The organism is Pseudomonas brassicacearum (genome assembly GCF_003732225.1).
Taxonomy (GTDB): domain Bacteria; phylum Pseudomonadota; class Gammaproteobacteria; order Pseudomonadales; family Pseudomonadaceae; genus Aquipseudomonas; species Aquipseudomonas brassicacearum_E.
Map to the genome: position 1 here is coordinate 447,568 of NZ_MOBJ01000007.1, position 22,815 is coordinate 470,382.

The window sequence follows — 22,815 nt, forward strand, 5'->3', positions numbered from 1 at the left end:
AGGAATTACCTGACCGTATGGAGTGCAATGCACCTTCTTATCACCTCCGAGCGACTAAACCCGATCGCTGATGGGCAGCGACAGGACTCACGTTAGCCGTGGCGGACAAGGCGCACAAGCCGGCGGATTCTGGCGGATCTGTAGGCTGCGGCGCAAGGTGCTGTAGCCGCGGGCTGAGGATTGAAAATACGGGGGGAAGGGGCGGGGAGGCGGTTACCGTTGGTCGGGACTGTCAGTTTTTACAGGTGGGCAGTGCCGGGGGATGAGGGTATGAATCTCTCAATGCCATCCCACTGGCCGCCTACCACCGCTGAGGAGCTGAATTCATGTCTGATGATCGGGAAGAACTCATAACGCAAGGTCAGGCGTCGCCAGAAACTGAGGGTGGTCACGAGGCCGACGAGCCCACCGCGCGAGCAACACCCAGTTTTTTCTACCCCTATCAGGACTCCATGCTGGTGTCGCCGGTGTACTTCGACATTCGGGTGGGGGGGGAATGGGGACGTCATAACTATCTTCTGGTCGATGAGTATGGTGGCCAACGTTATAGCGGTCTTACAAACGATATCGGTGAGCTTAGGAGGACCGAGCCTGCCACTAAGCATAACGGCCGGGGGCGATTTAGTTTCCAGGCTAATGTGAGAGGTACGTGGACGGAGAAGCGCTATGTGGATTTTGACCTCGCAGCAAAGCCGACACTGACTTCCGGTTCTTCGGTGCCTGAGAAGCCGACCTTCTCAGGCACCAAAGACACAAACCCGAAGGCAGTCGTCTATATAGCAATTGATAATGTCAATATCGGGGAGCGGGCTGTGTCCTCAACTAGCTCCTGGACGTATCAACCGACAAGAAGTCTGGAACCGGGCCCCCATACGGTCTATGTCGAGTACTACGTCCCGTTCCCTGATGGTGATTCCAGTCGCACGGCCTACCCCATTACTGTTGTCCCCGGGGCTGCACTCATCTCCTCACCGAAAACAAACGATGTCGTACTCGTGCGTAGACCGGAAGTCTGGGGAACGGGCTCTAACGGTACGACCGTCACGGTATATCGGCAGGGTGGCTCCGGCGGGCCCTATGGCAGCGGTACGGTCGCCAATGGCATTTGGAAAGTAAGACTGACCCAAGACCTGCCTGAAGGTTCGTTTGTTTTTCATGCTCAAACAACGTTCAACACGCAGCATATTGGCTGGTCAGATCCAGTATCCGTCACCGTGAAGACGAAGCCCGATGCACCGGTTATCACCCCGCCTGGGGAAAACACGGTACAGGATCAGACGTTTACGATTTCAGGAACGGGCGGTGAGGCAGGTGCCACCGTCGAGATTCTTCGTGACTTTTACATCGAACACATCGTTCTTGGCTTCGGCCCAGTGAAGGATGGCGGAAGCTGGGATGTCAGTGTCACCGTACCGCCGGGGCCTATCTCCCTTGTGGCTGAGCAATTCATTGGCAGCGCTGACCATTCCAAGCCCAGTGTTGCTCGCCTCTTCAAAATCCGCCCAGCCAAACTGGTCGTCACCGTAACGCCACAACCCAATGAGCGCATGAAGTTCTCCGGTGCCGGGTTTACCGGTGCCACGGTTGAAATCAGTAAAGTCAGCGGGCCGGGTGGGCAGACGTTGCCCCCTTTCACCGTAAGCGGGGGGCAATGGGAAACGACTGTCAGTAACTGGCCGCCAGGCATGTACACGATGTCGGCCTTGCAAAAGGTCAGTGGTAACGGGGATGACGGGGATGACTGGATCCCCTCCGAGTCCTCTTCGTTCAGTTTCTCTTGGGCACCGCCCAGCCCGACTGAGGTGACCTATACGAAAGAATACACACCCACCTTCTCTGGGAAGGGGTACACCGGTGCCACGGTGTCTCTGAGGAATTCGCAGGGGAGTTCTATCGCGCCTGAGGTCAATGTTGTTAATGGCACATGGTCGAGCAAAGCTTCGCAACTGTGGGGGCCCGAGAACAAACGGCTTGTTCGTGTGCAGCAACGTCTGAGTGGGCAACCACCATCCCTTCCGGTTGAAATCGAGGTAACCATCCCGCCCTTGGCACCTGCCTTCACCGTGACCGAGAACGGGATGTCGCCGACCATCACCGGCACCTGCTGGCCGGGTGCGATTGTGATAATCAAGTTCAGCGGCAGCGCCATCGAACACAAACCGTCCGGCGCCAGCGGCAACTGGACCTTTCGGCGCGACACGCCCTTTGTTGCGGATGTTCCCCATACGGTCACCGTGACCCAGACCTTTGCGACACTGACCTCGCTGCCGACATCCCAAACATTCACCCTACTCACGCCACTCCTCAAACCGGTCATCACCGAACCCCAGAAGGATCAAGAAGTCGGCCGCGAGCTGATCGTTCGCGGCACGGCCGGGGTGAAGGGGGCCACAATGAAGCTTCGGGATGCCCAATACGACAGGCCGTTGGGGGAGCCCAAGCCGCTGACCAGCGACGGCGCCTGGTCAATCGAGCTCGAGGGGTTGGCGTTTCGCAAGTACACCATTGACGCGATACAGAGCATTGGCTCGCGCGAGTTACGCAGCGACTACTGTTTTTTTGAGGTGGTGGTGTTGCCGCCGACCATCACGGTGCCGGCGTCGGGAGGCAATCTGCCGCGGACTTCAACGATCTCCGGCACCGGCCTGCCCGGTGCTCGGGTCGAGGTGTGGCTGCAAGGCCGTGAACAGCCTTTGCTCAGCAATGTTCTCGTCGGCGAAAACGGTGGCTGGAAGGGCGAGGTAACGTTGCCGATCGGGGCGAAAACCATCTGGGCCAGGCAAACCTTTGGTAATGAACAATCGTCCAAGGACAGTCCTCGGCTGACCTATAACGTTGTGCCGGCTGCGCCGTTTATCGAAACCCCCGCCGATAACGAACGGGTGGGTCGGCAGGTAGTGGTGTCAGGTTTTGGTTATTCAGGGGATTCGGTGGCGGTGGCGTTTGCCAATGCGCCACTGACGGTGTTGGGGCAAGGCCCGGTCCTGAACGATCGCACGTGGTCCGTGAGGGTCACGCTAGACCGACCGGGCGGGGCTCACCACTTGATTGCCGTGCAATCGCGCGATGGCTTCACGTCCGTCGCGTCATCTGAACGGCCAGTCCTGCTGGGTTCGTATCTACCGACGATCGACAAGCCTGAGCAAGGGCGATGGGTCACCGACCCGGTCGGGTTTGCAGGGCAAGGTCAAGTGGGGGTTGGGGGGGTGGCTGCCTGGTTCAATCCCGAGCAGGGGCTGGTCAATTTCATTCCGATCGCTGGAATGGATTGGCAGGCAACGGCCAAAGGAGAGTTGAGGACGGGGGGGAATTGGGTTCGCTTCGCGCAAATCGTTGTGGATGGCGAGGGAAACTATCGAGAGTTCTCTGACTGGGCCGACAGCGAACGTTTCGAAGTGGGCCCACAGCCGCCATTGTCTGATTAGCACCCCCGCATGGCTTCCGACGAGCGGTCGGCTCTACTGTCAGTTATGACAGTAGACGCTGGCCTGGCTCTGGCGCTCAATCCAACCATTGAACTGAACCCTGCAACATCCTCGTCAGGCTGTTCAGCGCCCCGTCATCGGTACAAGGAGTTTCACCATGGCTGTTTCCCGGAATCGCCCCTTGCAACAGCTATTCGATGAAGTGTTCAGCGAAGATGAGCGGCGCAAGAAATATCCCGAGCTGAGCACGTACATCGAAGAGGGTGGGTCGGTGTTCCCGCTGGTGGAAAAGGGTGTGCAAGGCCTGGTGCGCGACTTCAAGTTGAGCCGAGAGGATGCGCACGCCTATCTGCGGCGGGCGAATGCACTGGCCATCCATGTGCGGCGCCAGTTCATCGAGCAGACGTTGACCGGTGATGAAACACAATCGCTCCAGGCACTGAGCGGATTGCTGTCATTGGTACCAGGGCCAAGTTTTTATCGGTTGTTCTACCCCCCCTTTGACAGGCTTTGCCCACCGGATGCGCTGGAGTCCGTGACCTCACCGGTTGCCTATCTGATTGAGCTGCTGATGTGGATCAGGGACCGGATCGAGTCTGTCTCAGATGACGACACTGAGCCCTTTCCGAAGATGCCGCTGAACGGGCGACGGACAGATCTTGCGAACTTGTCGATCGACTTCAAGGCGGTGCATCAGGCAGTGTCCTCGGTGGACATCATCGTCCCGGTGCTGGAAACCTTCATCCAGGCCAACAGCAAGGAACCGGTGGACGTTGACGAGGCCATGAGCACGACCCGTTATCCCAATGGGCTGCCCTATTACCGGGACTGGACGACGATCGATTTTGTCGCCCGCCACCATGACCTGTCGGTGGGGGAGGTGGCGCGGGTGGTTGACCTGTCGTTTCCGTACTTTCTGCAACCCGATGGACAGAGCGCTGATGCGGGGCGAGCTTTGCTGCATGCCTCTCGGTTGGGGCCTTACCAGAGGATGTTGTTGACTGAGGATCCCTTTCTCAGTGAAGACCCCGATGAACTGGAGGAATTTTATCTACTGAACTTTGGAGCCTCTGGTATCGAGGGACAGAATATCAACCAGGTACGGTTTTTCTGCGAGAGGACAAAGCTCGAGGCGCTGGAGCTTGAGGCGCTGCTTTCGATTGAAAGCTTCGCCCCTGTACGGTCTGCCAATACAGCGCTGAAAAACGCTGTACCGTTGGATGGTGCGCAGTCGGGCTCGGTCTATCTCAACGCGGGTAAGTCGCCTTCTGTCGGTATCGATTTCCGGGGCGAAGATCGTGAGATCCTTCATCGGTTGAAAGATTGGAGCCACTCACGAATTGACCGCATGAACCGCAAGCTGCGTCTGGACCAATGGCTGGGCCTGCCCCCCGAGCAAGTGGATGCACTGCTCATGGCGGCCATCAATACCGAGACGCGGACGCAGACACCAGAACACTCGTGCTGGATATCGCCTGACACCCTGCGCGCCATTGGCTTGTTTCAAGGGTTGCGCGAGCGTTGCGGCTGTACTGTCGAGGACTTCGCGGTGTTTATCGACCAATTGTCGATCTTCGGTCGTGGCGAAACGCTCTCGCAGTTTGATCGGGTCTTCAATCCACCCTCGTTTTCTGCCGAACCATTAAAGCTCGATGGCAGCCCCTTCCCGGTGTTCCCCGCCCCCGGCGCGGAGGAGATGACGGTCAGCCGGCTCTGCCATGGCCTGGGGATTAACCTGCACACGTACCGTCACCTGGCCGAGGCCATTGCCGTGGCTCAGAAAAAGGAACAAACGCTGCACTGTGACCTGGCGACTGTCTCGAGTTTTTATCGCCTGGTGAAGCTACCGCTGCTGTTGGGGATTACCCCGGTGGAGGCCATCATCTTGCTCATGACGCTGGGCGGGGAGCGCTGGCTCAACGCATTGGCCGGGACTCCTCGGCTCCAGTCGAACGAGCAGCAAGACACAACACCGGATGTGTTGAACGTGATTCATGCCATGGATGCCTGTGTGCGCTGGTGCAACGAGCATCGCTGGGACGAGCCGCCCGTGCCCTGGATGCTGTTGGTGGTTGCGCCCATTACGGTACCGGCAGCCGCGTCTTCGGCTGAGCGCCAGTTGTTCGAACAACTGCGCAACCTGCTGACCGCGGCGCTGTTTTCCAATACGGCGTTACTGATGGCCGGTGTTCCGCCGCTGGCCGGCGGGGCTGACTGGCTGGATTTGCTGACTGCCCTGGTCGACCACGACGGCTTGGTGATGGTCAAGTCGCAGGCGATAGAGCTCGATTACCTGGCGTACGCTCGCGAACGGCTCGACCTGGCCGTGAGGGCCGGTATTGGCGAAGGCGATGCGGCCTCACGCGCGCAGATCGTCGAGAAAATGCTCGACGTACTGCTGCAAGCCAGGGCCGGCCAGGTGTCGGTGGTCAGGGAGTGTCTGGCGGTGCACGCGCAGCTGCGCTCGGAGCTGGTGGTGTGGGTACTCGCCTGGGCGCAGGGCACGGTTTATCAAGTACTCAGGCAAGCCATCGAGCGCACGACCGAGGGTGACGAGGTGGCGGCCTACCGGCGACGAGAAGAGGATGAAGGCGATCCGTTTCTGGTGTTACTGGCCGATGTGCGGCGTCGCAGTGCAGTAGTGATGAAGCTCGACCTCAGCGCCGCACTGCTGGAGGACTACCTGACTTACGGCTACCGCGTCTGGCTCAAGCGTGAGGACAAACATGAGTTCACCTTGAGTACCCTGTACTACCTGACGGTGCTCACCCGGGCATTCAAGTTGGGGGATCAGCCGCCAGCAGCGCTGCTCGATTACCTGCGGGAGGTCAACGCCTTGCCCGACGATCTGGGGACGGATGCCTTGAGTCTGGCCCAGGAGACAGCGGCCATCCGGCTGGCGATTTTTTTCACCTGGAGCATTCAGGAAGTGCGCGAGTGTGCCAAGTGGGTCGACCCGCAGCAGGAGCTGATCAAAAACCTGGTGCAGTTGGATCTGCTGATCCGCGTCCGTGAGTTGGCGGCCAGCAGTGGCATGGATGCCCAGACGATTTTATTGATGGGCACACTCCCGGCAGCGGTTGACAAAGGCGCTTACTCACTGGCGGCCGAGCATGCACTGCTCAGCCTCTCGACGTCCCCCGTGCCCTTCGTTCCCCACGACGGGGAGGCGCTGGAACACACGGTGATGACGACGTGCGTGGTGGATCGTACCAAGTTGGTGGCCAATAAACCCGATGAACAAGCCACCTACACGGTGACCGTTAAAGACCTCAGCGGGAAGGGCTTGAAAGGGGTCAATGTGTACTGGCAGGCCGAACTGGGCAACATCAACAAAAGTGCAACTGACGTCAACGGGGTGGCCACGGCGGTGTTCACCCCAGGCAAGGTCATGGGCACCGCCGCCCCGCGTTACTGGCTGGACCTGTATCCGAAACAGCAGGCGCCCAGTGTGGAGATTGATCTCGATGAAACCACGCTGTTTTTCCCGGCACCACTCATGTCCCAGGTGCCGGACGGCGTTGTACTGGTCGGTCAGGAAGTCGAGCTGTCTGCCGTGATCTTGGATAGGTATGGAAATCGGGGTATTGGCATGTCTGTTCAGTGGGGCGGTAAACCGCAGGGTGACGTGGACTTCCCTGTACCCCAGGTTCAGATGGTTATTCGACCCAGCGAGGCATTGACCAATCAGGACGGGCTTACGCGGGTGTTTGTTTCAAGTCCGTCGGGGGGGACATTCGAGGTCGGTGTCACCAGCCTCGACAGCAAGATCACCGCCTTGTTTGAGTCAATTACCTTCGCCGGTGGCGCACTGCCCCGCTGAAGGGCACTTCCTCAATCCGGGTGCGGGCTGCCCGGTCGCGCTCAACCTGGCTGTACCTCAGGAGCAAGGATCATGGACAACTCGCACATCGCCGGACTGCTCGAACAGCGTCGTACGGCATTGGTCGAATATTGCATCGGGCAACTGAGAAAGGGCCGGCCCGGTGATAAGGACGATCAGTTCAATTTCCTGAGAACACCGGGGGACTTGTTCGAGCTCCTGCGCATGGATCCGCTGGACAGTTACCCGGTGCAGAACTCCTGGGTCGCCGAGGCCACCAGCTGTGCCCAGCACTACATCCATGCGGTTTACCGCAAGCTGGAGCCGGGGTATTCAACCGTCGAGTTCGATAAACGGGATCTGAAAACCTGGGAACTCTATAACAACTACCCGGACTGGGCGGCGTTACAGATGATCGCCCTGTACCCGGAGAACTACATCAACCCCTATGTGCGTCGGCGCAAGACCAGCCTGTTCAAAACCCTTGAAAACAACCTGAACCAGACGCGCCTGAGCACTGATTCCGTGCAAGTGGCGTTAAAGGATTACCTGCAAACGTTCGAGCAGACCTGCAACCTGGAGGTGATCAGCGGTTACATGGACGGCACCTCGCTCACGGGCAACCTCTCCCCCACACGCGCCGATTATTACTTTGTCGGCAAGAGCCGGGCTAACCCCCCTGAGTACTTCTGGCGCAAGGCCGAGGTGGAACTGACGCCCAGTAGCCCGGCGATCAACCCGGCGGCGTGGAGCGAATGGCAGCCGGTCGAGATCCCTGCCGGGGGGAGGATACTGGATATGCGGCCGGTGTTCTGGGGCGGACGTTTGTGTCTGGTCTGGGCGGAGTGGAGTGACCACCGCGTAGCGAGTGTGGATTTCACTCCTCCCGTGCCTTTCAAACTGGAGATCAAACTGGCGTTCATGGCGCAGAACGGTCATTGGTCGCCACCGTTTCCTCTGGACGACGCTGAACCGGCAACGGATGTTTCGGCTGGCTACCGGTTGATTGCCACGGTGTTGGTCGATGACCAGCACCCTAAAGGCAAGTTGGGGGTGTTGTTGACCAATCGCAGCAATCCAGCGTTCGATGTGTACGTGGTCCGCGATGTCCTGTTCCGAAGTGTTGTCAATGATGATGGCGGCTGGCTGGCGCCCTTGGCGAACTATCGTTTTGTCGGACCAGAGATTGTGCAGCATCCGATCTTGCGGCAGAACGTTACGACTATTGTCGACTCCGTCTTAACCCCCGGTAGCTTGACGCCTTACTACTCTTTGCAGGCGATGGTTTTGCGTATTGCCGAGCAGGATGTGTTGTTGGTTAGTGGCCGTTGCGCGGTGAAACCGGGCGCCGTCGGGACGAACAATTTCTTCGATTTGACGTTGATCAACGGGGGAGAGGGAGATCCCGGACCGATCAAAAAATCCTTCTCCAATATGGGGGGGTGGAGTACCGACTGGATGGCCGTTCGTCGGGATAAGGGCGGTTTTACAGAGTCAATCAGTTTTGAATTCGGTGGTTCTACCCCAACGGATAACCTCGGGCGCAAAAATTATGTGGTGACAGTGGGCACGGCTGTGTCGTTTGTTCCGCCGTCGCTGGACAAGACCAACGCCCAGGGCGCGCAATTCCTTGCCCTCAATCAACCTGAACCGACCCTCAAACACGCACGCCTGAACTCGTTGTTCGGGCCCGAGCTGGTGCAGCGCGCCAACATCTCGGTCGAGGCTGTGCTGGACTGGGAGACCCAGCATCTGGAAGAGCCGAAGCCGGCCACGGGTTCCTTCAGCGAGCCCAACGGCGCGTTCGATGGCGCCAACGGGTTGTTCTTCTGGGAGTTGTTTTTTCACCTGCCGCACCTGGTGGCTTCACGCTTAAGCGCCGAAAACCGTTTTCTGGAGGCGCAGCAATGGCTGCATTATCTCTTCGATCCACAGGCACCGGCGGATTCGACAACCATCCCCCCCAAACCCACTTACTGGCGCTGTCGGCCATTGGCGAACGCTGAAAGCTCTGGCAACCCGGACTGTGAAGCCGAGGCACCCACCGATCCGGATGCCATCGGTTATTCGGCTCCCCGGCATTTTCAGATCGTTGCGTTCACCGAGTATGTAAAGAACCTGATGGCCTGGGGCGATGGGTACTATCGCCAGCTCACCCGTGACAGCCTGGTGGCAGCCAGGCTGTGTTACGTGCAGGCCGAGTTCCTGATGGGCAAGGCCCCGACGGCGAGGACCGTCAACCGCTGGCAACCAGCAACCGTCGCTGAGCTGATGGCCAATACCCGCTCGCGGCCCGCGCTGGAAGCGTTCGAAAAAAACCTTGTATTCACCCTGGCGAATGTACCGGCCAAGGCCGAGGTGATGCCCGCACTTGGTCTGATCTGCATCGAGCCGTTTAAGGTGCCGATCAATGAGCTGTTACTCGAACTCTTCGCCATGCCCGGCAGCCGCCTGCACAATCTGCGCAATAACCTCACCCTTGACGGCAAGCCGCTGCTGATTCCGCTGTTCAGTCCGCCGACAGACCCCAACCAGCTTTTACGAGATTTGGCCGCTGGCGGCGCCGGCTCACCGCGGCCGATGGGCGGGCAATTGGTGGTGGTGGCGTTTCGTTGGCGGGTGATGTTCGAGGCCGCGCTGCGTGCGGTGCAGACGCTGCAGGATCACGGCAACCAGGTGCTGCGCCTGCTCGAACAACGGGACCGGGCCGAGATGGAGGAATTGCAACACAGCCATCTGGTGGATTTGGGGACGTACGCCCAGACCGTGCAGGAGCAGACCATCGAGCAGATGAAGGCGACCCAGACAGCCTTGGAGCAGAGCAGGGCGGTGGCTCAGGAGCGTGCGGATGCGTATGCGCAAAAGTATGAGAGCAATGTGAGTGCTGCGGAATATGAAGTGATGGATTTCTTGTTGGCGGCGAAAATAACCTCGATAGTGGGCATTGCGCACAAGGCGGCGGGGGCTCTAGCTAAGACAGTCATTCCGAATCATGTAGGCGCGGGGATGACAGTGTCGTGGGGGGTGTCGAATCCTGGGGGGATAATGGACGCGGTGGGTGGGACTTTCGATATCGCTGCCGCCGGTTTATCACTGAATGCTGAACGAATCGCCACTGCCGAAACCTACCGCCGCCGTCGCGGCGAATGGGACCTGCAACGCCATCAGGCGCTGGCAGAGGTCCGGGCAATCGACGCGCAAATCACCGCGCAAAGCCACGCCGTCGAAGCGGCCAGGGCCAACCTGCGGCAAACCGAGCGGGCCAATGCCCACGCGCTGACGCTTTACACCTTTATGAAGAAGCGGGCGACCAACGCCGAGTTGTTCGGTTGGCTGCTGGGCCAATTCAAGGCCTTGCACTATCAGGCTCACGACGCGGTCGTCAGTTTGTGCCTCAGTGCACAGGCCGCGTTGAGCTTCGAAACCGGCGATTACGATGCGCAAATTCCCCTGCCACAAGTCTGGCTGGACGACCGTCACGGCCTCACGTCGGGTGAACACCTGCGGGTGCACTTGCTGCGCATGGAGCGTGAGTACCTGCACCGCCATGAGCGCCGTCTGGAGTTGGTCAAGACCATCTCCCTGCGGCAATTGTTCAGTGACACGGAGGATCCGCAAGAAGGTTTCGATTACTGGAAGGATGCGCTGGCGGACCTGCAAAAGACCGGCACGCTGGATTTCAAATTCACGCAGTTGCTCTTCGACCGTGACCATCCAGGCCATTACTGCCGGCAGATCAGCACGCTGGAAGTTGACCTGCCGGTGCTGGTCAGTCCGTTCGACAATGTGAAGGCGATCGTGTCCCAGGTCCAGAGCATCACCGCGACCAAGGCGTCGATCCGTTCGGTGGAGTACCTGCACAAGCCAGGCAACGCAGTAGCCCCCGCCGATGTGCGGTTCAACCTGCGCAGCGGCCAGCAGATCGCTTTGTCGGTGGGCGTCGGCGACACGGGCATGGCCACGGTGAAACCCGATGAAGGCTTGCTCAATCCGTTTGAATGCACGGGGGCGGTATCGCGTTGGACACTGAGCTTTCCTCGGCCCGGCAAGGAGCCACAGAAATCCATGCTGGCGTCGTTGACGGACATCATCGTGCGGGTTCGCTACACGGCCAAGGCCGGCGACCCGACGTTTGTGCGAAGGGTCGAGGAGCTGGTCAATCGCTTCGATACGGAAGATCTGCTGGCGCTTGATTGATCGCGAATACGCATGGGTAAACCGGGCAGGGACAGGAGCAGGCAAACATGAGTGAACCAATTATTCAGGCCAATGCGAGTCTGGTAGTCAATGGCGATTTTACCGAGCCCCTCAATCAGGGGTGGATCCGAGGCCCGACTAACCCGACGTGGACCAGCCTCGGTGGCGATGAGTACGAAGGGAGTCCGATACGGCTTTTGATGACCGGGAATGAGTCTTCAGTCAGTCAGGTTATAGAGGTGCCAAAGGACCTTCGCACTGACGCTCGTTACTTCCTGAGCTTTCTCTGCGAATCGTGGCATTACGCCGCCGGTCGTCTGGAGGTCTGTATTGACGGGAGTTCGGAACCTGCACAGGTGATCACACTGCCTCCCGGCTTGCTCGATAGAGAGCACGCTGACGATCAGCGACCGATGCTATTCGATCCTGAAGAATACAACGTCGAGCTGACGCTGCCGCTCAAACAACGCGACAAGGTTCGCGTCAGCGTGTTCAGCCCGGCCAGCAAAGACGATGAGTATGAGCGGCTCATCCGCATCACCCGAATCAGGATTCTCCTGCACCTGGAACCGTTGGTGCTGCAGCAGATGACAGTCGACGACCAGACTCTGTCGCCGGATCGTCCGTTGTATCTGTGTCTCGGGGCTTCCCAACACCGGCTTGGTTTTGTGCCGGTGCCGGGCAACGCCTGGCTGGACACCGAGGCATCGCTTAATATCGAAAATAACCCTCAATTAGGCAGCATTGTTGCGACGCCGATGTGGGGGCTAGACCATCCGCTCGATGCCCCATGGTCGCTCGACTGTCCGGAGATCGGCGACGACGGGCCTCATGTGTTTTCGTTCAACCTGCTGAACAAATACACTGCCGATGCCTACTGCATCAACGCGTCGCTTGGGCATCATCGACTCACGTTCGGCGAGGTACTGGAGGCGGCCTACTACCCGATTTTCGAGTACGCACAAAGCGTGCGCCTGGGAGTTCAGGTGGCGTCGTACTACACCGGTCAAGCACTGAGTGGTCGGACGGTGAACTGGGGATTGAAGGGGCAGCGGCAAGTCATCACCACGCCCACCGATGAAGAGGGCTGGGCGTACTTCGAATACGTACCGAGTGGCTGTGGCGATTTTGTCATCGAGGCGTCGGTAGCGAGTCTGTACTACGCCAGCGGCGTGTTCACGCAAGCGTTTGACGTTCGGGTGCTGGCGACGGATCCCTGGAAGGAGGTCATGGCCGTCATCGATGGCAACGAAACCCACTGGGACGAAAAGACCGGTTACCCCAATCGCGGCACCCAATACCCGGTGACCTTGAAATTGCCTGACGACAGTCCGTTGCGGGGTACCGAACTGTCTCTGCAATGGGAAGGCGACTCCCCTCTCGAGTTAGGGGTAACGGTGGATCCCGAGCTTGAAAAGCCCGTTCCGGTGAGCACCGCTGAACTGACCTGGACCCTGACCTGCGGCGATGACCTCGACGGCAAGTTCGAGCTGTTGCTGGGCTGTTCGAAGCTGTTGCTCCCCTCACGTAAAAAACCAATGTCACTGGCGCGCAACAGGGTCGAGATCGGCGAGGTGCGAGAGGCCAACAAGTTCCCGGTGGCGGATGAAGGGGAAAGTGTGCTGCTGATGGTTCGGGTGGTGCATGTCGTCACCAGCGGCCCCGGTGATCCGGTGGTCAATGCCCTGGTTGACTGGGTGGGCCCCAATGGCACGGTGTCTACGGTCACGGGGGACGGCGGTTGGGCCAGTGTGCTGGATAAACCGGAAAACGGTGGCTCTTACCACATCACCGCCAAGGTCAGGGCACACGCGGAAATGCAGCCGGTTGAGCGGGTGTTTGCGGTGACGGCATTGGAAACCAGCCCATGGAAGGATCAAGTTGCGTTTCATCTGGATAACGAACCCGTGGACCGGGTCACCGTCGGGATCGCCTGTCGACGTGGCAAGACGCATACCTTTCGCGTGACGCCGACGGCGGATAGCCCGGTCAAGGACAAACCCATGATCTTGGCCTTGCGCAATGAAGAGCCGGGTCTGGGGTTGGTCATCAGGGCGCCGACAGCTACGCCGGCAGGTGGCTGGGAATGGCAATTGAGCTCCGTGGCCAACATCAGCCGCAGTGGTTTATTCGAGTTGTCGCTCACCAGCGACGTGATATCGGGCGCTCGGGAGCTCTCCGGGCGTTTACTGTCCGAGAACCTGGCCGATGAAGGGCGCGTCGTGCTCGATCAGGTGTCGGCCACGCTGGGCAACCAGACGCTCTTCCCGTGTCTGGGGGCGGATCATCGTTACAACTTCTTGCCCCATGCGCTGAGCCCGTTGATCGGGCTGGATTTAAAACTGGAATGGTCGGGCACGTCTGTCGAGGAGCTGGAGGCCAAGGTGGAGCCGGAGCCGGGCTTGTCACAGGTCATCAGCGCCGGGGGCGCGACCTGGGTGCTGAACTTCTGCAAAAGTCAGAAAAACGGCCAGTTCTCCCTCGCATTGGAGCTGCCGCAACTCAAGCTGTCGTCTACGGCCAACGTGATGCAACTGGCACACAACAAAGTCAGGATCGCGGCGCTGCACGAAGCGGCCGTGGACCCGGTCGTCGAGCAGGATCGTGCCTGGCAGTGGGTACAGGTGATCTCCAGCTTCACCCGCCGGCCGGTAGCGCAGGTGCCTGTGAAGTGGACGGCGATGGGGGCTACGAGTGAAGTGCAAACCGATGCCAGTGGCTGGTCCGGTTATGCCCTCGCACCAAAGACCGCGCAGCCGCATGTCGTCGAGGTGCTCGTTTCCAGCCCTTATGACGACTATCCGGACAAACGCGCCATGACGGTCGACGTACTGCCGAGCGATCCATGGCAGGGACTTGTTGTTCAGTTCGATCGGCAATCGCCACAGCTTTGGGGCGACAAGACGTATTTCCCGCGGCGCAAGGGTGAACACAGTATCGAGTTGTCGGTACCGGACGACAGCCCGTTGCTGGATCAATACGTAACGCTGGGGTTGACGGGCACGGGGCCTGTCGAACTGGGTGTCAGTTTCGTGCCGTCAGCGCTCGGGGTGCCGCGGTTGTTAACCAGCGAGGGGTTGATCTACACGCTCAAAGGTGGCGATCTGAAGGACGGGAGTTTTGCATTGCGTCTGGCCGCGTCGCGGTTGTCTAACCTGTCACCGGCCAATGCGTTGTCGCTGGGCAGCGGTGCGCAAGTCTTGAAGATCATCGTGAGCAATCGCGTTCATCAGACCCTGGATTGGGGGCAGGCGCTTGATGAGCAGGTCAAGGTGGTGTCGGCCATCAGCGGCAAGCCGATGGCCGGTCGGACCGTGACCTGGCGCAGCCCCGACTTGGGGGGGGTGACTACGGTGACCGACTTCTATGGCGTGGCCCGGATCCGTTTCAATCCGAAAACCCCGGGGGGCGCTGAGCTGACGGCAACGGTCGGGGATGAGTTGCACTCGGACACGCTTACGCTGACCTTTACGCTGAACGAGCCACGCAAGATCAGTGAACTGTATGAACCCGATAACGCACAGTGGCCTGTTGAATGGGAGTCGCAGGTTCACGCACTGGCCAAAGTGGTCTCCAGTAGAACGGGCCTGCCGCTGGAAGGTGTCGAGGTGATGTGGGAGTACGCAGCTCAGGCACTGTCGCCGTCTCGAACGGATAAAGACGGGATTGCAAGGTTGACCTTCGTCCTGGCCGCCGAGGGGCATGGCATATTGTCGGCGGCGGTGAAAGGTGGTGTGGCTGGCTGGGATACGGCGCAGTTGGTGTATGGCGGGGTGATACCGGTGATCGAGTCGCTCACCTGCGACAGGCCAGTCACTTATACGGGGTATGAGGTCAATGCCTGGGCCAGGGTCATTCGCTCTCCCGGCGGTCAGCCCTTTAAAGGTATCAAGATCAATTGGAGTTTCGCGGGGCGCTCATTGCCTGATTCGCTTACCAACGCCGATGGCGTCGCGTCGGTTACCTTTACGACATCCGAAATAGGGGGATTTGATCTGGTGGCCACGCAGGCTTCCGGCTTACCGGGTTCAAAGACACAGCGGATTACGGTGAAGCCTTTGCAGGCAGCAAGGGTGTCTGCACTATCGGCTAACCCCTCTACGCTTAGCGTAGGAGAATCAGCGTCTATCGAAGCAAAGGTAGTGACACTCGTTGGCTTGAACCCCATAGAGGGTAGGAAAGTGGAGTGGATACAAGATGCTGATAGCGAACCGTTTGCTACGACTTACACCGGAACAGATGGCAAGACCAGTATCAGCTTCACAGGTACTGAATCCGGGAGCACGCAAATCAAGGCTGAAGTACGGCATGCCGGGGACGCAGGCCCTTCGTCCAGAACAGTGACCTTGACGATTCTGGAGTAGCAGGCGCGGGTGTTTGAACAGACGACATCAAGGATCGGGTTGGTTTCGTTGAGCCATGTTGGTTAATGCGCAGTTAAAGCACCCCGGCTTTCTTCCAGCTCAAATACTGTGTCACCAGTTCAGCGCCCAGTTCACTGGGCCGCACATCCAGCACCGGCACGCCATGAGCACTCAAGCGCTCATGGCGTTCGGCCCGGGCGTTCAAATAGTCCACCGTGCCGCAATAGGCGAGGGCTTCGTCCAGGGTGTGCACCGGCATTTGCCGCACCGTGTCGAGCACCTCTTCGCGCAAACTCGCCACCAGCACCCGGTGTTGTTTACCAATGCGTTTGACGGCGCTGAGCAATTCTTCGTCGTCCTCATCGCGCAGGTTGGTCACCAGCACCACCAGCGCCCGACGTTTTTGCCGGGCGAGTAACTGGCTGGCGGCGGCCTGGTAGTCGGCGGGGTGCTGGCTGCTATCGAGGTCATAAACGGCATTGAGCAACACGTTGAGCTGGCTGCTGCCTTTGACCGGGGCGAGGTAGCGTGGTTGCTCGCCCGCGAAGGTGCAGAGGCCCACCGCATCGCCCTGACGTAACGCCACGTAGCTGAGCAGCAGGCAGGCATTGAGCGCATGGTCGAAATGCGCCAGTTCACCGTCCTGGCTGCGCATCCGGCGGCCGCAGTCGAGCAGGAAGATAATTTGCTGATCGCGCTCGTCCTGGTACTCCCGGGCAATGGGAGTGCGCTGGCGGGCGGTGGCTTTCCAGTCGATCTGCCGCAGGCTGTCGCCTTCGCGAAATTCACGCAACTGATGAAACTCCAGACCCAACCCGCGACGCTGGCGCTGGCGGACACCGAGCTGGCTGAGCCAGTTGTCGACGGCCAGTAGCTGCGCGCCGTACAGACGGGCGAAATCCGGGTAGACGCGGGTGCTGTCGCTGACGCTCAGGTAGCGTCGGGCGGACCATAAACCGAATCGGCTGGGCAGGTTGATTTCGCAGCACTCGAAGCCGAAATGGCCGCGCCGCAGAGGGTGCAGGCGATAACTGATCAGGCTGTGTTGGCCGGGTTGCAGTTCGACCGATTGCGGCAGGTGTTCGAAACTCAGGCCGTCGGGGACGTGGTCGAACAGTTGCACCTTCAGTGGCTGCGAATAGTCGTGCGCAATCTCCACATAGACTTCTCCCCAGCGCCCAAGCGCAAGACTGCCGGGCATCTGGCGTTGCACCCTGGGTGATGGAAGGCGCATCAGCCGAACGGCATCGAGTAGCGCCAGCAGTAACAACGCCAACAGCAAACCCCAGTTGATCGACAGCAGGCTCGGCGCAACGCTGACGGCCAGCGCCCGGAGTGTGCCGAGCACGATGCTCAGGCCGAGCAGGGCGGCGAGCCAGATCAGCAAGAGGCGGGTGGGTTTCATCTTTCGCAACCCTGTGACTCGTTGAAGGGATCATGCACACGGAAGATCAAAGGATCGCAGCCTGCGGCAGCTCCTACGCCGACCGTATTCTCATCGCGATCCCGTAGGAGCTGCCGCAGGCTGCGATCTTTCCCGGCGCCCCACTGAACCCAAGCCAAACGGTTATCCCTCATATCCTCGGCGCCGGAACCTGATCGAGCAGTTGCTTGAGCACTTGATCGACCTCCAGCCCTTCGATGTCCAGCTCCGGGGCGATCCGCACGCGATGGCGCAGTACGGCCAGCGCGCAGCCTTTGATGTCGTCCGGAATCACGAACTCGCCACCGCGCAGCAACGCCCGCGCCCGGGCTACCCGCACCAGCGCGATGCTGGCCCGTGGGCCAGCGCCAAGGGTCAGGCCGGGCCAGCTGCGGGTGGTGCGCGCCAGGCGTACCGCGTAGTCCAGCACCTGTTCGTCCAGCGGCAGGTCGCTGGCGATCCGTTGCAAGGCCAGTACATCCTTGGCTTGCAGGACGGTGCGCAGCGGTTGCACGTCGAGCATGTCGGCGCGGGTCGAGCGGCTGACCTGACGGACCATGTTCAGCTCCTGATCGGCGTCGGGGTAGTCCATGCGCACCTTGAGCATGAAACGGTCGAGCTCCGCTTCGGGCAGGGGGTAAGTGCCTTCCTGTTCGATCGGGTTTTGCGTCGCCAGCACCATGAAAGGTTGCGCGATGGGCAGGGCGCGGCCTTCGAGAGTGACCTGGCGCTCCTGCATGGCTTCGAGCAATGCCGCTTGGGTTTTCGCCGGTGCGCGGTTGATTTCGTCAGCCAGCAGCAGGTTGGTGAACAGCGGGCCTTTACGCAATTTGAACTGCTCGGTTTGCAGGTCGTACACCGCATGCCCGGTCACGTCGCTGGGCATCAGGTCCGGGGTGAACTGAATCCGTGCGAATTCGCCACCAAAGCAACGAGCGAGGGCGCGAACCAGCAAGGTTTTGCCCAGCCCCGGAACGCCCTCGAGCAGCACATGGCCGCCGGCAATCAGCGCGGTGAGCACATCGTCGATCACCGTGTCCTGGCCGATGACAGCCTTTTGCAACTCAAGGCGCACGGCTTGCGCGAGTTGGCTGGCGCGCTGGCGCTGTTGGGCGGCGTGGGTCTGGCCGACGGGCTCGATAGGTTCATTCATAAGGCATTCCTGAGAGTTTGCAGGTGGGCGACCTGACGGCTGAAGTCGGCGCTGGAGAGCCGCTGTCTGGACCGTGGGCTGAGTGCCTGGCTGATGGCGCGGGTCGGTTGACCGGTCAGGCGTGCGAGCACCTGCCATTGTTCGGCAACGCCGAGTTGTTCGAAGCCCGGGTGACGGTGTCGGGCCCGGCGCAACACGTCGTGTTGCAGGCCAAGTAGCAGATTGTCCTGGCCGCCGCGCCGCAACATGAAGTCAGCGCTGGCGCGCAAGTGCTCCTGAAGTTGCCGGCGGTGTTTGGGTGTCGGTGCCTGCAAGGGGCCCTGACGTAACCCGACATGCCAGATCCACAGGCCCGTCAACACGGCGAGCGCCACCAGTGCCTGAGGGAAATAACGCAGCAGCAAGGTCAGCAGGTTGTCGTGATCAATATTGAAGAGCAGGGTCACGCCCGTGTCCGAATACAGATACCAGAGCAGCCAGGCGTTGTCGTATTGACCGATGTTCGGGGTTTTCCACAGTTCGGCGTCGGTGACCACCGTGATGGAGCCCAGGCCGTAGCTGAGTTGCATCATGTGGGTGGCCAAGGCGCTGTTGGCCCAGGACTGGGCGAGGTTTTTCGGGTCGTCGAGATGAAACTGCGGGTCGAAGCTGGCGTAGGCCGGGGCGTCTTCGTCTTCGAGATAGAGTTTGGTCAGGTTCGGGTAAGGATCTGCTTCGGCATCGGGCGGTGGGTTGCCGAGGTCTTTGCTCATGGATTGATGCAGTTGCACCTGGTCGAGCAGCAAGTCGCCACTTTTACCGTTTTTTTCATCCCACAAGGCTTCGGCCACGAACAGCAAACGTCCACCGGCGCGGGTCCAGTTCAGCACTTGATCGGCCTGGCGCGGGGTCATGTTGGCGCGATCGCCGAGCAGTAACAGGCTGTGCTGACGTGGTTCCAGCAGCGGCAAAATGTCCAGGCTGTTGGCGTGAGTCACCGTCAGCCCTTGTTTACGCAAGAAGTGTTCGGCCGCCAGATACGGGTTGGCTCGGGCTTCGGGGGAAGGGCCGTGGTCGATGACTTCCTGGTAGGGCGTGGCCTGCTGGTACAGATAAACGCCCAATGCACCGAGCAGCCCGACGATCAGCAGGCCGAGGGTCAGCATTCGCCGGTTCAACGCATGGCTCCCGGGCCGAACAACGCTCGCCACTCATTACACAATTCCTGTTGCAGGTGCACCGGTGGCAGGCGATGCCCGTAGGCCATGTTCTGCCAGTGCACGGTCAATGTGTTGCTGAAGGCTTGCAGGGCCGGTTGTTGCAACTGCTGGACACGTTCCAGCACCTGGCCCTCGGTGTCGGCGGCTTTGAGTGGTAGATCGAAATCGTGCAGCAAACGGCTGAGCAGTGCTCGATAGAGCAACCCGAGGGCTTCACGAGGCTGGGTCAGCCAAAGGTTTTCAACACTGGCGGCGATATCGTCTGGCAGGGTTTCACGGTTGAGATCAAGGCCAAACAATTGCGGCGGCGTCGGGTGGGCGGGTGTAGTCCGCGGTTTTGGCTGGCGACTGACAAAGGTCTGTAGCCAATCACGGTAGCGCCAGATCAGCAGCGCGATGGCGCCGATGACGCACGCCCACAGTAGCACCTCGATGACTTGCGCCAGATGGGCGAAACGCTGACTGTCGAACAGTGCGAAAAACGCTTTGAGCCAACCCGGTGTTTCAGCGTTGGCGGGTTGATCGGGCTGTTCTTCACCGAAGCGATAGTGGGTGACGGTCTGCGGATTCTTGAACGGTGGCGCGTCGAGTATGGCTTTGATGCTGTTGCTGGCGGCCTGGCTGGTCAGCGGTTGCTGGAGCAGGCGCGGGCTGTCCGGGGCGTCGACGGGTTCGGCGGCCCAGAGTGGCTGAGCTGCGGGTAGCCACAGCAACCCGACCATCAGCAGGCTGGCCGCGACGCTGCTCAGGCGTTGGCGCAGGCGGCGGAACACCAGTTCGATATCCCAGGCTTCGAGCCGGGTGCGACGGTTCAGGTACAAGCTGAAACCGCAGGCGACATAGATCGGTTCCCAAACGATCAGGATCAACGCGTAAAGCGCATTGATCAGGTGGTCCAGCCAGAGCCAGTCTTGCTCGGTGGCGGCGATCAGCGTTTGCCAGTCCCAGTCCAGTTCGATTTGCGCGGGCAGCAATAGATAGAACAGCACCATCAGACCGATCCACAAGGCAGCTTCCAGATGAGCGCCGATCAGCGTCAGCCAGCGTGCGGCGCCAGCATCGCGTTGTTGCAGCACGGCCAGGCGCTGTTGGCGTTCCAGGCCGCTGAGCCCTTCAAGTTGCACGACCGGCATGATGAAGCTGCGGCTCAGGCCAAGGCGGCGCCAGGTCAGGCTGGCCAGCAACTGTGGTTTGAGCAGGCGTGGCCATTGGCGTAGCGCTTGCTTCAAGGTCGGGGTTTCGCCGAACAGGGCGCTGGAGAGGATGTACAGCGGTAGTCGTTCGAAGGCCGGTTTCAACCACCAGAACAGCAGTACGGCCATCGTGGGCGAGTCCCACAGCAACAGGGTCAGCAGGGCAAAAACCGGCAGCGTGACGATGGCCCAACTGGTCATCAACAGGCGGCGATGTTGCTGGCTCAGCAGAACGCCGAGGTCCATGGCTTCCCAAGTGGTACGAGGGCGAATGACCACGCTGGCGTCAGTCAGGCGCATGGCGTGTGCGTCCGGCAAATATCAGGTAAATCGCCACCACCACCCAAAGGACCGCGCCCACCAGGTATTTGATCAGCGGCGCAGGTCCGGTACGGGATGACCAGTAGGCTTCGATGAACGCGGCAATCAGCAGAAACAGCATGACGCCGCAGATCATCGACACGCTTTTGCGCGCCGCCAAACGCAGCGCTTCACCGCGTGGCAAACGGCCGGGAGCGATCAGCGCCCAGCCCAGTTGCAGACCTGCCGCACCGGCCAGGGCGATGGCGCTGAGTTCGAAGGTGCCGTGGCCGACGACGAATGACCAGAAGTTTTCCCCGTAGCCGATGTGCGTCAGATGGCCAGCAACCGCACCGATCATCAAGCCGTTGAAGAACAGGAAAAACACGCTGCCCAGGCCAAACAGCAAACCGCTGGCGAAGGTCTGAAAGGCGATGCCGATGTTGTGCATGATGTAATAACCGAACATCACCCAGTCATCACTGGCGGCACGTTCCGCCGCGCGCCCCAGGTGACCGGCCATCGGGTCGTACATGCTTTGCATCTCGGCAACCTGTTCGACCGGGATCAGGCTGTAGACCAGCTCGGGGAACCGGTACACCAGCAGACCGATGCCGATCAGCGAGCCGAAAAACAGCAGGCTGGCGACCAGTACAAAGGGCCATTGCGCACGAACCAGTCGAGGGAAGTCGGCAAGGACAAAGGCCAGCAGCTGGGCGCCGACCCGGCTGCGATACCGATAAAGTTGTTGGTGTCCACGCAGTACCAGCTGTTGCAAGGGGTCGATCAGATAGCTGCTGTAGCCGCGTTCCTGAGCCAGTGCGAGGTGCTGGCACACCTGTCGGAAATCCTTGGGGAACGAGGCGCAGTCATTGGCGTCGGCTTTACCGCGCTCGAGCAGATCGAGCCGTTGGGCAAATTGATCCCACTCAGGTTGATGGCGACTTTCGAAAAGGCTCTGTTTCATGTCGGCCCCAGCAGGCCGCGAGCGATGCCATTGAGTTCGGCGACCGCGTGGGACGGTGCAACGTGGAGCGGCTCGGCGAGGATGGCGGCCAGCTCATTGACCCGTTCGCTGGAAAGCTCCGCCTGACGCTCGGCGAAACCCAGCACCGCACGTTGCTCGTTGAGGGTCAGCGCAAAAGACGGGGGCAGCGCCAGGGCCGGCGGTATCTGTGGTCGGGTGACCGGTTGCTCGCGGTAGATCACCAGCGTGCCGGCCGCAATATCGCCCAGCCGTTTGAAAGTCGGATGCTGCAGGCAACTGATGGCACCGAGGGCGTAGCCAAACGGCAGCATGTCGACGAACCGCAACAGGTTGCGGATCAGCGAGGCCGACCAGCCAACGGGCGTTCCATCGTCATGCACGACGCGCAACCCCATCAGCTGTTTACCGGGCGAGCAGCCCTGATTGAGGACTTCGAACAGCACCATGTACCACCAACTGACCAGAAACAGCAGCACCGAGCCCAACCCGATGCCGAGTTTCCCCAGAAAGGCCAGGGCAATGAACAGCAGACCCAGCACCAGCCCGCGTACCCCAAGGTCGACGGTAAACGCCAGTACACGGGGCATCAACCCGGCAGGTCGCAGAGGCAGATCGATGCCTTCCGGCGTTTCAACCTGATACCGCGTGTCCAGTGGCGGAGGCAGCGTTGCTTTCCTTGGCAGTGCCAAATTCTTGCGCATGATCAACCTGATGGTCGGATTCAATACGGTTTCGATGCTAGCAGCCTTC

10 protein-coding genes are annotated in these 22,815 nt (G+C 60.1%); 4 read left to right on the plus strand and 6 right to left on the minus strand.

The features are described from left to right. Nucleotides 1–326 precede the first annotated feature (326 nt). From BK659_RS11970 to BK659_RS11985, 4 genes are all read left to right on the plus strand, one after another. Complete coding sequence (locus BK659_RS11970; protein ID WP_259740246.1) at nucleotides 327–3,425, plus strand: Ig-like domain-containing protein; 3,099 nt, start codon at nucleotides 327–329, stop codon at nucleotides 3,423–3,425. Between the two features lie 157 nt (nucleotides 3,426–3,582). After that, complete coding sequence (locus BK659_RS11975; RefSeq protein WP_123425258.1) at nucleotides 3,583–7,248, plus strand: Tc toxin subunit A; 3,666 nt, start codon at nucleotides 3,583–3,585, stop codon at nucleotides 7,246–7,248. 72 nt (nucleotides 7,249–7,320) lie between these two features. Continuing rightward, nucleotides 7,321–11,445 carry a Tc toxin subunit A-related protein gene (locus tag BK659_RS11980; protein ID WP_123425259.1) on the plus strand — a complete coding sequence of 1,375 codons (4,125 nt, stop codon included), beginning with the start codon at nucleotides 7,321–7,323 and terminating at the stop codon, nucleotides 11,443–11,445. 47 nt (nucleotides 11,446–11,492) lie between these two features. Further along, complete coding sequence (locus BK659_RS11985; protein ID WP_123425260.1) at nucleotides 11,493–15,809, plus strand: Ig-like domain-containing protein; 4,317 nt, start codon at nucleotides 11,493–11,495, stop codon at nucleotides 15,807–15,809. 73 nt (nucleotides 15,810–15,882) lie between these two features. Here the strand turns inward: BK659_RS11985 and BK659_RS11990 are convergent, their stop codons facing one another. The 6 genes from BK659_RS11990 to BK659_RS12015 all read right to left on the minus strand — a co-directional run bounded on the left by BK659_RS11990 (nucleotide 15,883) and on the right by BK659_RS12015 (nucleotide 22,766). Beyond that, nucleotides 15,883–17,214, minus strand: a complete 1,332-nt coding sequence (locus tag BK659_RS11990) for a DUF58 domain-containing protein (RefSeq protein WP_123425261.1) — start codon at nucleotides 17,212–17,214, stop codon at nucleotides 15,883–15,885. A gap of 169 nt (nucleotides 17,215–17,383) precedes the next feature. Continuing rightward, entirely contained in the window at nucleotides 17,384–18,385 is a 1,002-nt protein-coding gene (locus BK659_RS11995) for an AAA family ATPase (RefSeq protein ID WP_123425262.1), read from the minus strand. Further along, nucleotides 18,382–19,542: a DUF4350 domain-containing protein gene (locus tag BK659_RS12000; RefSeq protein WP_123425263.1), complete on the minus strand. Its 1,161-nt coding sequence runs from the start codon at nucleotides 19,540–19,542 to the stop codon at nucleotides 18,382–18,384. The genes BK659_RS11995 and BK659_RS12000 overlap by 4 nt, the downstream gene beginning before the upstream one ends. Then, nucleotides 19,539–21,077: a DUF4129 domain-containing protein gene (locus tag BK659_RS12005; RefSeq protein WP_123425264.1), complete on the minus strand. Its 1,539-nt coding sequence runs from the start codon at nucleotides 21,075–21,077 to the stop codon at nucleotides 19,539–19,541. Before BK659_RS12005 ends, BK659_RS12000 begins: the two co-directional genes overlap by 4 nt. Further along, complete coding sequence (locus BK659_RS12010; protein ID WP_123425265.1) at nucleotides 21,064–22,044, minus strand: stage II sporulation protein M; 981 nt, start codon at nucleotides 22,042–22,044, stop codon at nucleotides 21,064–21,066. Before BK659_RS12010 ends, BK659_RS12005 begins: the two co-directional genes overlap by 14 nt. Continuing rightward, nucleotides 22,041–22,766 carry an RDD family protein gene (locus tag BK659_RS12015; RefSeq protein ID WP_123425305.1) on the minus strand — a complete coding sequence of 242 codons (726 nt, stop codon included), beginning with the start codon at nucleotides 22,764–22,766 and terminating at the stop codon, nucleotides 22,041–22,043. The genes BK659_RS12010 and BK659_RS12015 overlap by 4 nt, the downstream gene beginning before the upstream one ends. Between the last annotated feature and the right edge of the window lie 49 nt (nucleotides 22,767–22,815).

Bases quoted from the DNA above. Each gene is read 5' to 3' on its own strand.
- BK659_RS11970 (WP_259740246.1), top strand. From the start codon at position 327: ATGTCTGATGATCGGGAAGAACTCATAACGCAAGGTCAGGCGTCGCCA.
- BK659_RS11975 (WP_123425258.1), top strand. From the start codon at position 3,583: ATGGCTGTTTCCCGGAATCGCCCCTTGCAACAGCTATTCGATGAAGTG.
- BK659_RS11980 (WP_123425259.1), top strand. From the start codon at position 7,321: ATGGACAACTCGCACATCGCCGGACTGCTCGAACAGCGTCGTACGGCA.
- BK659_RS11985 (WP_123425260.1), top strand. From the start codon at position 11,493: ATGAGTGAACCAATTATTCAGGCCAATGCGAGTCTGGTAGTCAATGGC.
- BK659_RS11990 (WP_123425261.1), bottom strand. From the start codon at position 17,214: ATGAAACCCACCCGCCTCTTGCTGATCTGGCTCGCCGCCCTGCTCGGC.
- BK659_RS11995 (WP_123425262.1), bottom strand. From the start codon at position 18,385: ATGAATGAACCTATCGAGCCCGTCGGCCAGACCCACGCCGCCCAACAG.
- BK659_RS12005 (WP_123425264.1), bottom strand. From the start codon at position 21,077: ATGCGCCTGACTGACGCCAGCGTGGTCATTCGCCCTCGTACCACTTGG.
- BK659_RS12010 (WP_123425265.1), bottom strand. From the start codon at position 22,044: ATGAAACAGAGCCTTTTCGAAAGTCGCCATCAACCTGAGTGGGATCAA.
- BK659_RS12015 (WP_123425305.1), bottom strand. From the start codon at position 22,766: ATGCGCAAGAATTTGGCACTGCCAAGGAAAGCAACGCTGCCTCCGCCA.